The sequence below is a fragment of the Amycolatopsis umgeniensis genome (genome assembly GCF_014205155.1).
Classification (GTDB): Bacteria; Actinomycetota; Actinomycetes; order Mycobacteriales; family Pseudonocardiaceae; genus Amycolatopsis; species Amycolatopsis umgeniensis.
In genome coordinates this window covers 5,894,172-5,908,713 of sequence record NZ_JACHMX010000001.1, presented here as the reverse complement: position 1 = coordinate 5,908,713, position 14,542 = coordinate 5,894,172, and the positions used below count along the sequence as shown (strand labels likewise).

Genomic DNA, 14,542 nt, shown 5'->3' with positions numbered 1-14,542 from the left:
TCTGTACGATCTTGACGTTACTAATCGAAATCGAGTGGATGCTCAACGTGCCCTGGGGGCGTCAGCTGCTCAGCGTGAACGCCCTGTCCGTGGCCGACCAGGCGGCCCCGATGACCCCTGCGGTGTCCCCCAATTCGGACAGCACGATCGGCAGATTCCCGGTCGCGAGCGGCAGCGACCGCCGGTACACCGAGCTGCGGATCTCGGCGAGCAGCTGATGTCCGAGCTGCGCCACACCGCCGCCGATCACGACCATGCCCGGGTTCACGAAACTCACCAGTGAGGCGACCACCTGGCCGAGACGGCGGCCGCCGTCGCGGATCAGGTTGACCGCGCCGAAGTCGCCCGACGCCGCCGCGCGGCCGACGTCCTGGGCGGTGATCGCGCCGCGGTCCGCGACGACGTCGGCGAGATACGCCGACCGGCCGCTGCGCGCCAGGGTCAGACCGTCGCGGGCCAGCGCGGCGCCGCCGAAGTACGCCTCGAGGCAGCCCGTCTCACCACAGGCGCAGGTCGGCCCGTAGTCGTCGAGGCGGATGTGCCCGATGTCGCCCGCGGTGCCCGCGACGCCGCGGTACACCTTGCCGCCCAGCACGATCCCGCAGCCGATACCGGTACCGATCTTGACGAACACCAGATCGTCGATCGAGCGGGCGACCCCGGCGTGCCGTTCCCCGAGCGCCATCGAGTTCACGTCGTTGTCGACGGTGACCGGGCAGCCCAGCAGGCCGCCGAGATGGTCGCGTACGGAGAACCGGTCCCAGCCGGGCATTATCGGCGGCGCGACCGCCATGCCCTCGGCGAAGCTCACCGGCCCCGGCAGGCCGATCCCGGCGGCGATCAGCTTGCCCGGCGCCTCTTCGCGGATCTTTTCCGCGAGCGCGCTCACGCGTTTGAGCACGGCGTGCGGCCCCTGCCGGACGTCGCAGTCCTCGACGGTGTGCACCAGCACCTCGCACGAAGCATCGGTGAGGGCGACCCCGACCGACGTCGCGCCGACGTCGACGGAGAGCACGCGCAGGTCTCCCGCCAGCCGCACCAGCGTCGACCGCCTGCCGCCCCGGCTCGCCGACGGTCCCGCGGTTTCGACGAGGCCGACCTCGGCAAGGCGCGCGACCTCGGCACCCACGCGGGCACGCGGCAGCTCCAGCCGCTCTCCCAGTTCGACCCGGGACATCGGGCCCTCGTCCCGCAGCAGGGTGAGCAACTGGGTCTGGTGCCGGGTTTCGACCATCGGATGCTCCGTGGTGGATGCCGTGCTCATTCAGCCGAGCCTACGGCGTTCTCCCCGGGGTGTCCCGAATGCCACGGTGTTGACCCGCACGGGATTCGGAACCTTCGAGAAGCCCCGGACGGGAACAAACCCACCGGCACCTTACAGTCCATTGTGGACTGTTCGAAACGCTCGCCGACCGGGACGCCCGATCATCCTACCTGCCGTTCTTATCACTGTTAAGAACTTAACGATGATAAGATCGACTCGGGTTGTCAAGGTCGACACGGACCGGCGAAGGTGTGCTCATGGTCGTGAGACGGGATGGCTACGTTCGAGCCGCGCTCGAACTCCTCGACGAGGTCGGGCTCGACGGTTTGAGCCTGCGCAAGCTCGGGGAAAAGCTCGGCGTGCGGGGTCCCGCGCTCTACACGCATTTCAAGAGCAAGCAGGCGTTGCTCGATCAGATGGCCGAAACCATGCTGGAAGACAACCTCGCCCCGCTGGACGACCCCGCGGCGATGGACGAGTGGCCCGAGTGGCTGGCCCGGCGCGCCCGCACGATCCACCGCACGCTGCTGTCGTACCGGGACGGCGCGCGCCTGCACGCCGGCTCCCGTCCGACCGGGAAGTCGGCGATGACACCCCTGATCAAACCGTTGCTGGAAGCCGGTTTCACCGAAGAAGACGCGACACACGCGATCCTCTCGATCTGCCGGTACACCCTCGGCTGCGCGATCGACGAACAACATCACGCCGAGGGCGACCACGCCGAGGATCCGGCCGCCTCCTTCGAGTACGGCCTCTCGCGCCTGATCGCCGGGCTCCGTGCCGACGTCGATGTCGCAAATCCGCCAGACCGGGATGTCGCGAAACTGCTGGACTGATCCCATGACGACCGAAAACGCCCGGCGGTTCCGTTCCCTCCACGTCCCGTCGAACCCCTTGGTGCTGGCCAACGCTTGGGACGTCGCGAGCGCCCGGATCGTCGAGGACGCGGGCGCCGCGGCGATCGCGACGACCAGCGCCGGGGTGGCGTGGAGCCTCGGCGCTCCCGACGGCGACCTGCTCGGCCGCGACCTCGCGGTGGACCTGATCACCCGGATCGCCCGCGTGACAACGGTTCCGGTGACCGCGGACATCGAGGGCGGCTACGCGGACACCCCCGCGGGCGTCGGTGAAACCGTCGCGGCCATGGTGGCCGCGGGCGCCGTCGGGATCAACATCGAGGACGGTCCGCGTCCGCCCGAAGAGGTGGCCCCGCGGATCGCGGCGGCCCGCGCGGCGAGCGACGCGGTGTTCGTCAACGCCCGGATCGACACCTTCCTCCGGGGGCTCGGCGGAGTGCCGGAGACGCTGGAGCGCGCCGCCGCCTACCTCGCGGCGGGCGCGGACGGGATCTTCGTTCCCGGCGCCACCGATCCCGCCGTGATCACCGCGCTCGTCGAGGGCATCGACGCGCCGGTGAACGTGATGGCCCACCCCGGCGCGCCGAGCGTCAAGGAACTGGCCGCGCTCGGGGTCGCGCGCGTGAGCGTCGGTTCCGGGATCAGCCAGGCCGCGTACGCCGTCGCACGCGAAAGCGCCAGGGAGCTCTTCTCGGCAGGCACCTACTCGCGCCTCGAAGAAGCCGTGGACTACGGAACCCTGAACGCGCTCCTCACCCCCCGCATTTAGAGGACGAAACGCGGGGCGGTCGCCCCCAGCGGCAAGGCGTGACTCGCGTGATCAGGCACGTGAATCGCGTGATCAGAGCCGGAACTCACGTGACTGGATGCCGCACTCGGTGTGCGGCGCCTGATCACGCGAGTTCCGGCTCTGATCACGCGAGTTCGCCTTCTGATCACGCGAGTGCGGTGTTCCGCCGCATTTAGAGGACGAAACGCGGGGGCTCAGGACCAGAGGTAGCGGCGCTCGGGCCGTCCCGTCCCGCCGTACTTGAGGGTCACCTCGGCCTTCCCCGTCGCCACGAAATGCTCGAGGTACCGGCGCGCGCTCACCCGCGCGACGCCGGTCGCCTCGGCGCATTCGCTCGCGGACATCCCGCCGGACGCGCCCCGCAGCGCGGTCTCCACCAGCCGCGCGGTTTCGGCGGTGAGTCCCTTGGGCAGCACGGGTTTCGCGCTCGGCCGCGCGCCGAAGACCTGGTCGACGTCGGCCTGTCCGGCCTCGGCGAGCCGGTCCAGCCGCCGGTGCAGCGTGGCGAAATGGGTGAGCTGATCACGCAGGGACGCGTACTCGAACGGCTTGATCAGGTAGTGCAGCACCCCGCCCCGCATCGCCTGCCGCACGGTTTCCACGTCGGTCGCCGCGGTGATCACGATGACGTCGACGTCTTCGGTGGCCCGGAGTTCCCGCAGCACCGAAAGCCCGTCGAGATCGGGAAGGTAGACGTCCAGCAGCACCAGATCCGGTTTCAGTTCCCGCGCCAGCCGGATCGCGTCGGCGCCGGTGTGCGCGACGCCGACCACGGCGAACCCGTCCGTGCGCGCGACGTATCCACTGTGGACCTTCGCGACCATGAAATCGTCGTCGACGACGAGGACCCGGATCATCGCGGCAACCTCGCGGTGAACACGGCGCCGCCGGAGTTGTGCACCTCGACCGAACCGCCCCGCCGGACGCACGCCTGCCGGATCAGCGCGAGCCCGAGACCGCGCTGACCGTGCGCCGCGGCCTTCGTGGTGAACCCGTGCTCGAACACCTCTTCCGCGATCTCCGGGGCGACACCCGGCCCGGAATCACGGACCTCCACCCGCACTTCGTCCTCCTCCTGCCAGACGCCGACCTCGATCCAGCCGCGTTCGCCGCCCAACGCGTCCAGCGCGTTGTCGACGAGATTTCCCAGCACCGTCACCAGATCCGTGGAGAGCGCGTCCTCGACGCGGTCCAGTTCGCTGTCCGGGGCCATGCGCAGCCCGACACCGCGTTCCGCGGCCAGCGACGCCTTCGCGATCAGCAGCGCCGCCACCGCCGGGTCACCGACGCGCGAGCCGACCTCCGCGCGCCACTCCCCCTGCGCCGAGCTGATCCGGCTGACGAAACCGCGGACCTCGTCGTATTCCCCGAGTTCGAGCAGCCCGGAGATGGTGTGCAAGCGATTGCTGAACTCGTGCGCCTGCGCCCGCAACGTGTCGGTGGCGTGCCTGCTGGCGTCGAGTTCTTCCCGCAGGGTCATCAGATCGGTGCGGTCCCGCAGGGTGACCACGGCGCCCCGCACGTCGATCGGCATCCGGTTCAGCGTCAGCACCTTCCCCTTCCGCAGCACGATCTGGTCGGCACCGGTCGCGCGGCCGGTGAGCAGATCGCGGATCCGCTCGTTGAGGTCGAGGTCCTCGACCGACCGGCCGACGGCGTCCCGGGGCAACGCCAGCAGTTCGCGTGCTTGGTCGTTCACCAGGGTGATCCGGTGCTGCGGGTCCAGGCCGACGACGCCCTCCTTGATCCCGTGCAGGAGCGCCTCCCGGTTCTCCACCAGCGCGGTGATCTCGTGCGGCTCCAGGCCGAGCGTCTGGTTCTTCACCCGCCGCGCCAGCAACAGCGAGCCGCTCACCCCGATCACCAGCGCGACCCCCAGCACCCGCAGGGCGTTGTCCGGCGAGTCGAGCACACCGGCGAAAAAGCCGGGCGACTTCGAGCCCGCCGCGACCATGCGAACCGTCTTGCCGCCCTTCGCGTCGAGCACCGGGACGTGCGCCACGATCGAACCGCCGAGTTCGCCGACCCACGACCGTCCGGAAAGGACGGTGCTCTCCCCGATGTCCAGCCTCGTCCGGAGCTGATCCGGATACGGCGACGCGAGCACGTAGCGATCGGCGTCGGCGATGACGACGAAGTCCACCCCGGAGAAGCTTCGCGCGGTCTCGGCGGGCGCGTTGAGTTCGTACGGACCGTTTTCGAGGTCGCCCACGATGTACTGCGCGGCGACGGTTTCCGCGACCGAAAGCGCCCGGCGTCCCTCGGTGGTGCGGAAGTTGCTCCCCGCCTGGGTGACGGCCAGGACGCCCACCGCGCACAGTAGGCAGGTGACGACTACCAGTTGCCATACGAGGAGCTGGCGGGCCAACGAACCCCGAGCACCCATCGCCACCTCCGCGTGACCAAAACGACCACAACAACCATTGGGCCCGCAAGCGGGACATCTCTGTTTACACGAGTGCAACATGTCCAACCACGCGGCAGAGAGGCGGGGATCACAGTGAAGCCCAGTAGCTGGTTGGCCATCGCGGCGGCGCTCGTCGCCGTTTTGCTGGTGCCACCGTTGCTCACCCCGGGCAGCGAGGCCGACGAGGGCTCGCAGATCCGGTCGATGCGGGTACTCGTGCCCAACGCGCCCGGCGGCGGTTACGACATCACGGCCCGCACGGCGACCAAGGCGATGGAAGACGCCGACCTGCTCGGCAACGCGGAGGTGTTCAACCTCCCCGGCGCCGGCGGCACGGTCGGTCTCGGCCGCACGGTGGCCGAGCGCGGCAACGGCAAACTCGTCATGTCGATGGGGCTCGGCGTGGTCGGCAGTGTGTTCACGAACAAGTCGCCGTCTTCGCTGCTCGACACCACACCGGTGGCGAAACTGATCGAAGAGTCGGACATCGTCGTGGTCGGCAAGGACTCGCCGTACCAGACGATCGACCAGCTCATCACGGCCTGGAAGGCCGATCCGGGCGCGGTGCAGGTCGGCGGCGGTTCGTCGCCCGGCGGCCCGGACCACCTGGCGCCGATGCTGATGGCGAAGGCCGTCGGGCTCGCGCCCAAGGCGGTCAACTACGTCCAGTTCGACGGCGGCGGCGAGCTGCTCGCGTCGGTCCTCGGCGGCAAGGTCGCGTTCGGCGTCTCGGGCGTCGGCGAGTACCGCGACCAGATCGCGGCGGGCACGCTCCGGGTGCTGGCGGTGACCAGTGAGAAGCGGATCCCCGGGATCGACGCGCCGACGCTGTCGGAGTCCGGTGTGGACGTCAAGTTCACCAACTGGCGCGGGATCGTCGCGCCGCCCGGCATCACCGAGTCGGACCGCGCGAAGCTGGTGAGCCTGTTCGAGCGGCTGCAGAAGACGCCGCAGTGGCAGGAAGCCTTGCAGCGCAACGGATGGACCGGAGCGTTCGCGCCCGGGGAGCAGTTCGGTTCGTTTCTCGAAGAGGAGAACACGCGAGTGGCAACGGTGCTGAAAGAGCTGGGTCTGGCATGACGACCACGTGGTTGAAGGAGCGCTCCGAACTCGGGGTGAGCGTGGTACTCCTGACACTCGGCGTGCTGGTGCTCACCGACGCGCTGAGCATTCCCACCGATTTCGCCCAGCGCGGACCGGTGGGCCCGAAGGCGGTGCCGATCCTGGTCGGCTCGCTGCTGCTGATCGTCGCCGTCCTGTTGGCGCGCGACGTGCTGCGCGGCGGCAAGGGAGAGGCCGAGGGCGGCGAGGACGTCGACCTCACCGAACCCGCGGATCTGCGCACGGTCCTGTTGCTGTGCGGCGCCTTCCTCGCCAACGCGGCGCTGATCGGCCTGGTCGGGTTCCCGATCTCGGGCGCGATCCTGTTCTGGGGCGCGGCGTACGCGCTCGGCAGCCGGAACCTGGTGCGTGACCCGCTGATCGCGGCGGGCATGTCCGTCGTGACCTTCCTGGTCTTCAACAACCTGCTCGGTGTCCCGCTCCCCGGTGGCCCGTTGATGGAGGTGTTCTGATGTTCCAGCAACTCATCGACGGCTTCGGCACCGCGTTGACCCCGACCCATATCGCGATGGCGGCGATCGGGGTCCTGCTGGGCACCGCGATCGGTGTGCTGCCGGGTATCGGCCCGGCCATGGCGGTGGCGCTGCTGCTCCCGGTCACCTACGGGCTCGAGCCCACCGGCGCGTTCATCATGTTCGCCGGCATCTACTACGGCGGGATGTTCGGCGGTTCGACGACGTCGATCCTGCTGAACACCCCCGGCGAGAGCGCGGCGGTCGTCGCGGCCATCGACGGCAATCCCATGGCCCGCAAGGGCCGTGGGGCGCAAGCGCTTGCGGCGGCCGCGATCGGGCATTTCGTCGGCGGCATCCTCGGCACGATCGCGCTGGTCGTACTGGCCCCGGTGATCGCCAAGCACGCCGTCGACATCGGCGCGCCGGACCTGTTCGCGATCATGGTGCTGGCGTTCATCGCGGTCACCTCGGTACTCGGCAGTTCCCGGATCCGCGGCGTGGCGTCGCTGCTGATCGGGCTCACCATCGGCCTGGTCGGCCTGGACGAGATGACCGGTCAGCAGCGGCTGACCTTCGGCTCGCTGCATCTGGCCGACGGCATCGACGTGGTGATCGTGGCCGTCGCGCTGTTCGCGGTCGGCGAGTCGCTGTGGGTCGCCGCGCATCTGCGCCGCAACGCGTTCAAACCGATCCCGGTCGGCAGGCCGTGGCTCTCGCGCGCCGACCTCAAGCGGACGTGGAAGCCGTGGCTGCGCGGTCCGCTCATCGGGTTCCCGTTCGGCGCGGTGCCCGCCGGTGGCGCCGAGATCCCGACGTTCCTCTCGTACGTCACGGAAAAGCGGCTCTCGAAGCACAAGGACGAGTTCGGCAAGGGCGCCATCGAAGGTGTCGCGGGCCCGGAAGCGACAGCGTCGGCGTCGGCCGCCGGAACGCTGGTCTCGATGCTGACGCTCGGCCTGCCGACCACCGCGGTCGCGGCCGTGATGCTGGCGGCGTTCCAGCAGTACGGCATCCAGCCGGGACCGCTGCTGTTCGAGCGGGAGTCTTCGCTGGTGTGGGGCCTGATCGCGTCGCTGTTCGTCGGCCTGACGCTGCTGCTGGTGCTGAACCTGCCGCTGGCGCCGCTGTGGGCGAAGCTGCTGCGGATCCCGCGGCCGTACCTCTACGCGGGCATCCTGTTCTTCGCCAGTGTCGGCGCGTACGCGGTCAACGCGGACATCTTCGACCTGCTGGTGATGTTCGTGATCGGCCTCATCGGGTTCGCGATGCGCCGCTACGGCCTGCCGGTGCTGCCGGCGATCATCGGCGTCATCCTCGGCCCGGCCGCCGAACAGCAGATGCGGCGCGCGCTGCAACTGAGCGACGGCGACCTCGGCGGACTGGTCAACACCCCGTTCTCGATCGTGGTCTACGTGATCATCCTGGTGATCCTGTTCTTCCCGTTGATCAAGCGCTTCCTGCCTGCCCGTCCCACCGCCACCGAGGCGGAGCCCAAGGACAAGGTGGACGCCTGACCAGTGGGAATCGGAAGGAAGGCCCGGTCTCGACTGCCCCGAGACCGGGCCTTCTTTCGTACCGTCGCCGCCCGATTTCATATAACGAAAAGATAACGGCAAGATCGCGTTTTGAACCGACCTCGCTCCGGAGCCGTTTCAGCCAACGCGGAGTCAGTGACGCCGGCGCTGCCGGCGCCGCATCCCCCGGGCCCGCGCAACGACACCGAACGAGGTGAACAAGTTCATGCCCCGTACCCCGAGATCCGCCGGCCGCCATCGCATGGCTCGCCGTACCAAGGTCGCCACCGGCGCCATCGCGCTCTCCCTCGCCGTCGGCGGGATCGTCGTGATCAACACGACCGGAACCCCCGACGCGGCCAGGGCCGACGGCGCGGACAAGTCGTTCTTCATCGACATCAAGAAGGTTCCCCGCGGCAACAACGTCAACCTCGACCTCGCGAAACGAGGCGCCCGAGGGACGTTCACCGTGGACTGCGGCCGCAACGAGAACGGCCACTTCAACGGCGACAACTTCATCGCGCAGCCCGGCGTCCGCAATGGAGCCGAGCACCTCCACGACTACGTCGGAAACCTTTCGACCAACGCGGATTCGAACAACAAGAGCCTGCTGCGCGCGGGCACCACCTGCAAGAACGGTGACAAATCCGCCTACTTCTGGCCGGTCATCCGGATCAACACCGAGGAAGAGGAAGAAAACGAAGCGGCGAACGAGGAGAAGCTCGCCGCCGACCGCGCGAACGCGGCCAAGGACGAGGCGGGCGCGCAGGTCGACTGTCCCGATGTCGCCAGTGAACTCGACGAGGTCCCCGACCAGTCAATGCCCGCGGTCGACGAGAACCTCGACAAACTCGACCAGGAGTCCGAGAACGCGAACAACCAGCTGGCGCAAGGAAAACAGGCCGGTCAGGTACTCGACGAGCTGAAGAACAAACGGAAGCCTTCGATCAAACAGATCAGCGACGCCATGAAGCAGGCGGGCAAACCCGTCGCGAAGAACGACGACCAGCTCGCCGGCTGCGCGGTGAAACAGAACGGCGAAGGCGGTCTCGACAACGGCGGCGAGAACAGCAATGTCAACGCGGCCGGTGACGTCGAGAAGAAGAAGTCCGACGGCAAGGTCGCCGATCTGCCGGGCGCCAACGACAACAACGAGATCGGCAACAACGAAGGCGAGATCCAGCGCCCCGAGAAGGTCGACCTGACCTTCACCAGCGGCGGCGCCCGCCGTGTCGTCGCGATGCCGAAGTTCCTGCGCGTGCTCTACGGCGACGCCAAGCAGAGCACCAACGGCCCGGCCAACGCCCGGCCCAGCTGGACCTGCACCGGCTTCGAGGACCGCCTCACCGAGCTGTATCCGATCTGCCCGCAGGGCAGCAAGGTCGCCCGGATCCACGCGTTCCCGAACTGCTGGGACGGGAAGAACACCGACAGCGCCAACCACCGCACGCATATCGTGTTCTCCGACCGCAACGGGAAATGCCCGCGCGGCTTCAAGAACGTGCCGCAGCTGCGGATCACGCTGGTGTACAACATCCCGCCGAACATCCAGGCCGCCGGACAGTACGCCGTCGACGCGTTCGCGCAGGAGAAGCACAACCCGCGCTCCGACCACGACGACTTCGCGAACGTCATGTCGCAGCGGCTGATGAACCAGCTGGTGAAGTGCGTCAACAGCGGAAAGCGTTGCAGGCAGTAGGAAAGTCTCGTGAGTGGTAAGAGCGGTCAGCGCCGCCCTTACCACTCACGAGGTCTCTGCGAGGGGGCGCGGCGGGGATGACCCGCGCCCCCACCCCCCGCGCCGGGGGTCCGGTTCCTGGCCCGGCGTAGGGGTACCGGGCCAGAAACCGGCGAGCGATACGGCCTTCCCTCCCTGGAAGCCGGACCGCCCGGTCTGGGGTCAGGCCGTCGTGGACAACCGGCTCACCCGGTCGAACACGAGCGGCACCGCGACGGCGGGGCTCAGCTCGGTGAGAACCGCTTCGGCGTCCAAGCCCGGCAGGTGGATCCACGCGCTGTCCGCGAAGTCCGGGGTCGTGACGCTGATCCTGGCGCAGCGGGCGGGCGGGACCAGCGCGACCCCGAACGGTTCGACCACGTTGCGGAACACCGACTGCGAGACGATCATCCCGGCGCCGAACTTGTCGCCCGTCGGGTCGAGACGACACCAGTAGCCGACGGCGTCGTTGAAGGTCGACGCACACAGCAACCGGGTCAGCGTGATGTACGTGCGGTGATAGCGGTGGTTGTCCGCCATCGGTCCCATATGGACGGCCACCCGGGCCCGCATCGGGACGCGGGCGTAGCGGTTGCGGGTCCGAAGCAGATGGTCCAGGTGGAACACGACCTCGCAGAGCTGCCCGACGGCCCGGTCCGGGTACGCGACCATCAGCCCGTCCCCGGTCTCCCGGAAGTGACGTGCTTCCCCCGGCGCGAGCCCGACCGCGGTGAACGCGCGGGACACCAGCGTCTCCATCTCGGTCTTCATCGGATCCAGCAGGTCATCACTGGCCTTGGACGAACCGACGATGTCGACGGACAGTACGGCGTGGGTGTGCGCGTTGTAATGGCCTGAGGTCAGCACCTGCATCTCTGCGACCCCTCCCCTGATCGGTGAAAACTGGCGGCAGCAAGCAGTGTTCCCACTCGTCACCGGAAGTTCTGTTCGGAACCGAACAGAACCTGACCCCGCCCTGGTCAGCGCCAGTGAGCTAAGTCACACCTTTTTCCGTGATCACCCGCAAAGCCTCGCGGTCGACGACGGTGATCGCACGGCGCGAACTGGCCACAACTCCCGCCTTCCGCAGCTTGTCCAGTGCCTGCGCGACCATCGTCCGGCCCATCGGGATGAACTGCGCGAGTTCGTCCTGGCTCAGCGGGATCCCGATCCGCCAGCCTGCGGGCGTCCGGATCCCGCAGACGTCGACGAGGTAGTCCAGCCGCGTCGCGACCCGCGCCACCGCCTGCGGTTTCCAGGACTGCGTCCGCTGCCGCTGGGCGAGGACGAACCGTCGGGCGACACTGACGAGCACCTCCCGCATCGCGGCCGGATGGTCCAGCAGGAAACGGTTGAACTCGCTCGCCGCGATCCGCCGGACGTGCACTTCCTCGATGGCGACGACGTCGGCCATCCGGATGCCGCCCGCGATCACCGCGATCTCGCCGTGCAGATCGCCGGGCACGCCGACGTCGAGGATGACCGTCGCCCCCATCCGGTCGGCGCTGGTCACCTTCACGTACCCGTGCCGCAGCAGCATGACGAAGTCGCCGGGCTCGCCCGCCCGCATCAGCGCCTGTCTGCTCTCGTAGGTCTGCGGGGTGCCCATCTCCAGCAACCGGGCACGGACGGGTTCGTCCAGCCGCTCCAGGAACGGACGTTCTCTTTCTTCGGCGGCCTCCGGGCCCAAACCCACGAAACACCCTCCCAGGCAGTCGTGAACACCTATCGCGGAGAGTAACCGAATCGGCCACCCGATCCGGCGGCGGAACCATCGTGGGTGGTGAAAATGCCCAGCCGGACCAACTCCGACCTGATCCACTCGGCCAGCCGGTGCAACGGTCCGTCTTCGGCCTCGACGAAATAGCTGTCCACGATCTGGTGTCGCCTGTCGGCGTGCTTCGCCGCGTATAGCAGCGCTGACCGTACCTCCGACACCTTCAACGGAGCGACCTTGATTCCTGGAGCGGGCCGCACGGTGCTCTTGGCGGCCATCACCGCCAGTACGGCTTCCTCCAGGCTGAACCGGTGCTCCACCGGCACGACCACATGTTCCACGCCCTCGACAACCCGGCGCCCGATCAACGGCATACTGTCAGATCAGCATGACGCACGGCCGTAGTCTGTTCGGCACCGAACACTCAGCGTGGTTCGACCACTGCGAGGGCGTCTTCGAGTCCTTCCCGGTACAGCCTCATCCGCTCGACGAGCATCACCGGATCCGGGTTCTCGTCTCGCGCGTGTCGCTCCAGTTTCTCGGTGGTCTGCTTGACGGTGACGCGCAGTTCGACGACCGCGGGCGCGTTCTGGTCCTTCAGTTGTTCGAGCCTCGTCACCGCACGCCGGAGCACCGGCGAAAGCTCCGTTTCGCCCGGTCGCACGATTTCGATGGCCGTCAGCGCGCGCCCGAGCAGGCTGTAGTGGTCGTGGACGGCGGCCGTCTCCGGCGCGCGGACCTCTCGCGCCGGCCTCGATTTCCTGCTGCTCAGCACGAAGAACGCGACCTCGGCGGGCACCAGCACGGCGAAAGCCGCGGCACCACCGAAAAGCCACGCCTGCGGATGCGGCACGGTCACCGCGTGACCGAGCAGGCAGGCGATCAGCGTGAGGACCCCGGCGACGACGTGGAACGGGCGGTTGTCGTGCTCGGCCATGTCAGAAGTTGCTGAAGACGTTGACGAACATCTTGTCGATGCTCTGCGGGTCGACGGCCTTGTAGCTGCGCGCCTTGGACTTCAGCGCGATCTCGTCGAGCACGCGGCTGTCCGCCTGCGCGCCGTAGGCCATGGTGAAGATCCGGACCGAGTTGTCCAGCCGCTCCGCGTCGACGGCCTGGAGCATCTGGTCCTTGGTGGTCCCGGCCGCGGTGTTCTCGCCGTCGGTCAGGAAGACGACGGCGTTGATGAGGTTCGGGTCGAACTCCCGCCGCATCTTGTCGTTGGCGTCCACCACGGATTTGTAGAGCGCCGTGTTCCCTTGGGGGATCAGGTTCTCGACCAGTTGTTTCATCGGCTCACGGACGTCCTTCACCTTGCCGATCGGCATCTTCTCCTCGTGCCCGTCCGAAGAGAACGTCCACAGCCCGACCTCGTCTTCCGGATGGAGGTAGTCGAGTTGCTTCTTGATCGCGGGTTTCAGCAGGTCGATCCTGCGCTCGGAGTACGGCTTGTCCTTGCGGTTCTTGTCGAACGGCTCGTCCATCGAGCCGGACAGGTCCAGCACCAGGAGGATCCGGCCACGCCGCTGCGTGTACTCCCAGCCGTCGAGCATCTTCTGGATCTGTTCGCCGGTGGGGATCCCGATGCGCCGCGGTTCGGCGACCCCCTCGGTGTGCACGCCCTTGGCGAGCTTGTCGTTCCCGCGGCCCTCCGGATCACGGAAGCCGAGGTCACGGAAGCGGTCCTGTTGCGCCTGCTCCCGCAGGAAGGCGTAGAAGTCCTTGGCCGCCTCACGCTGTTCCGGCGACGCCTTGGCCGTGGTCAGGAAGGGATGGTCGATCAGCATCGTCCCTTCGCTCGGGTGCACGGCGACGAGCGGCCGGTTCAGCTGGACGGGTTCGCCCTTCAACTGCTTCGGATCACCCGTCGGGGCGCCGTGGTTGTAGAGGTAGACCATCTGTTCCTGCATCGCCATCGCGCTGATGTAGGGCGTGGGCTTCTTCTGGTCCTCTTCGTACAGCGTCTTCAGGAAGGCCACCGAATCGTCGCTGTAGTAGGCGACCGAAGCCTCGATGCCGCGGACGAACTGCACGGCGTCCGCCGAATCGATCTTGCCGTAGTCGCCGCCCGTCGCCGCGAAGTAGGTCGAGATGGTCGCGGCGAGCCCCGAGGTCGAGCGGCGCGGATTGTCCTTGCCCAACGTGAAGTTCCCCCACTGCGCGTTCTTCGATGGGGTGGAGGCCCAGCCGCCGTTCCGGTTCACCTCGAGCACGTCCCGCCAGCCGATGCCCTTCGCGGGCCAGCCCAGTTCCTTCGCCATCGGCTCCGGCATGGCGATCACCATCGGGCTCGTCGCGAGAGAGGTCTTCGGACCGTCCTGGATCAGGTCCCCTTTGCCGCGCTGGCGCAGCAGATCGAGCCAGAGCGACGAGCTCGGCAGCCAGACCTGGGGTTCGGGTTGCCGCTCGTCGAGGTCGTTCCAGCCGTCGGCGATCAGGTCGAGCGCGGCGCCCGAGGTCTTCTTGAACGCCTCGATCTTCGCGCACCGGCCACCGTCGAACGTTCGGTCGGTGTTGTTGTACCGCTCGGCCAGTTCGCCGATCAGATCGCCCTTCTCGGTGGAAGAACTGGTGATCAGCCGCACGCAGTCGGTCCTGGCCGCGTTCGAGGGCGCGGTGACCGTGGCCGAGAGCAGCACGATCACGAGCGTCCCCACAAGCGCGCCGAAGGCAAGCGAAAGCCAGCCTGATCTCCGCAT

General features: G+C 68.0%; 14 protein-coding genes. 6 read left to right on the top strand and 8 right to left on the bottom strand.

Annotated elements, in window-relative coordinates:
* Nucleotides 1-61: 61 nt before the first annotated feature.
* Nucleotides 62-1,264, bottom strand: coding sequence for an ROK family transcriptional regulator (locus HDA45_RS28005; protein ID WP_184900243.1), 1,203 nt, complete (start codon nucleotides 1,262-1,264; stop codon nucleotides 62-64).
* 257 nt (nucleotides 1,265-1,521) lie between these two features.
* On the opposite strand from HDA45_RS28005, the gene HDA45_RS28000 reads away from it, so the two are divergent.
* Together HDA45_RS28000 and HDA45_RS27995 are read left to right on the top strand one after the other, a co-directional pair.
* The gene (locus HDA45_RS28000) at nucleotides 1,522-2,100 is read left to right on the top strand and encodes a TetR/AcrR family transcriptional regulator C-terminal domain-containing protein (RefSeq protein WP_184900241.1); all 579 of its coding nucleotides are present in this window, start codon (nucleotides 1,522-1,524) and stop codon (nucleotides 2,098-2,100) included.
* Between the two features lie 4 nt (nucleotides 2,101-2,104).
* A complete protein-coding gene (locus HDA45_RS27995; RefSeq protein ID WP_184900239.1) occupies nucleotides 2,105-2,890 on the top strand; it encodes an isocitrate lyase/PEP mutase family protein in 786 nt (261 codons plus the stop codon).
* Between the two features lie 215 nt (nucleotides 2,891-3,105).
* Here HDA45_RS27995 and HDA45_RS27990 read toward each other — a convergent pair whose 3' ends face one another.
* Nucleotides 3,106-3,768: a response regulator gene (locus tag HDA45_RS27990; RefSeq protein WP_184900237.1), complete on the bottom strand. Its 663-nt coding sequence runs from the start codon at nucleotides 3,766-3,768 to the stop codon at nucleotides 3,106-3,108.
* Entirely contained in the window at nucleotides 3,765-5,297 is a 1,533-nt protein-coding gene (locus HDA45_RS27985) for a sensor histidine kinase (RefSeq protein WP_184900235.1), read from the bottom strand. The genes HDA45_RS27990 and HDA45_RS27985 overlap by 4 nt, the downstream gene beginning before the upstream one ends.
* A gap of 132 nt (nucleotides 5,298-5,429) precedes the next feature.
* Between HDA45_RS27985 and HDA45_RS27980 the strand changes: the two genes are divergently transcribed.
* The 4 genes from HDA45_RS27980 (at nucleotide 5,430) to HDA45_RS27965 (ending at nucleotide 10,108) form a co-directional block, all read left to right on the top strand.
* On the top strand, nucleotides 5,430-6,398 hold the full coding sequence (locus HDA45_RS27980; protein ID WP_184906111.1) for a Bug family tripartite tricarboxylate transporter substrate binding protein: 969 nt from the start codon (nucleotides 5,430-5,432) through the stop codon (nucleotides 6,396-6,398).
* A complete protein-coding gene (locus HDA45_RS27975) occupies nucleotides 6,395-6,892 on the top strand; it encodes a tripartite tricarboxylate transporter TctB family protein (protein ID WP_184900233.1) in 498 nt (165 codons plus the stop codon). Before HDA45_RS27980 ends, HDA45_RS27975 begins: the two co-directional genes overlap by 4 nt.
* On the top strand, nucleotides 6,892-8,409 hold the full coding sequence (locus HDA45_RS27970) for a tripartite tricarboxylate transporter permease (RefSeq protein ID WP_184900231.1): 1,518 nt from the start codon (nucleotides 6,892-6,894) through the stop codon (nucleotides 8,407-8,409). The genes HDA45_RS27975 and HDA45_RS27970 overlap by 1 nt, the downstream gene beginning before the upstream one ends.
* 262 nt (nucleotides 8,410-8,671) lie before the next feature.
* Nucleotides 8,672-10,108, top strand: a complete 1,437-nt coding sequence (locus HDA45_RS27965; RefSeq protein WP_184906109.1) for a DUF1996 domain-containing protein — start codon at nucleotides 8,672-8,674, stop codon at nucleotides 10,106-10,108.
* Nucleotides 10,109-10,309: 201 nt separating this feature from the next.
* Here HDA45_RS27965 and HDA45_RS27960 read toward each other — a convergent pair whose 3' ends face one another.
* The 5 genes from HDA45_RS27960 to HDA45_RS27940 all read right to left on the bottom strand — a co-directional run bounded on the left by HDA45_RS27960 (nucleotide 10,310) and on the right by HDA45_RS27940 (nucleotide 14,542).
* A complete protein-coding gene (locus tag HDA45_RS27960) occupies nucleotides 10,310-10,999 on the bottom strand; it encodes a hypothetical protein (RefSeq protein WP_184900229.1) in 690 nt (229 codons plus the stop codon).
* A gap of 121 nt (nucleotides 11,000-11,120) precedes the next feature.
* Nucleotides 11,121-11,822, bottom strand: a complete 702-nt coding sequence (locus HDA45_RS27955; RefSeq protein ID WP_184900227.1) for a cyclic nucleotide-binding domain-containing protein — start codon at nucleotides 11,820-11,822, stop codon at nucleotides 11,121-11,123.
* A gap of 29 nt (nucleotides 11,823-11,851) precedes the next feature.
* Entirely contained in the window at nucleotides 11,852-12,217 is a 366-nt protein-coding gene (locus HDA45_RS27950; protein ID WP_007034234.1) for a hypothetical protein, read from the bottom strand.
* 50 nt (nucleotides 12,218-12,267) lie between these two features.
* Nucleotides 12,268-12,780: a hypothetical protein gene (locus HDA45_RS27945; RefSeq protein ID WP_184900225.1), complete on the bottom strand. Its 513-nt coding sequence runs from the start codon at nucleotides 12,778-12,780 to the stop codon at nucleotides 12,268-12,270.
* A 1-nt stretch (nucleotide 12,781) separates the two neighbouring features.
* Nucleotides 12,782-14,542: a substrate-binding and VWA domain-containing protein gene (locus tag HDA45_RS27940; protein WP_184900223.1), complete on the bottom strand. Its 1,761-nt coding sequence runs from the start codon at nucleotides 14,540-14,542 to the stop codon at nucleotides 12,782-12,784.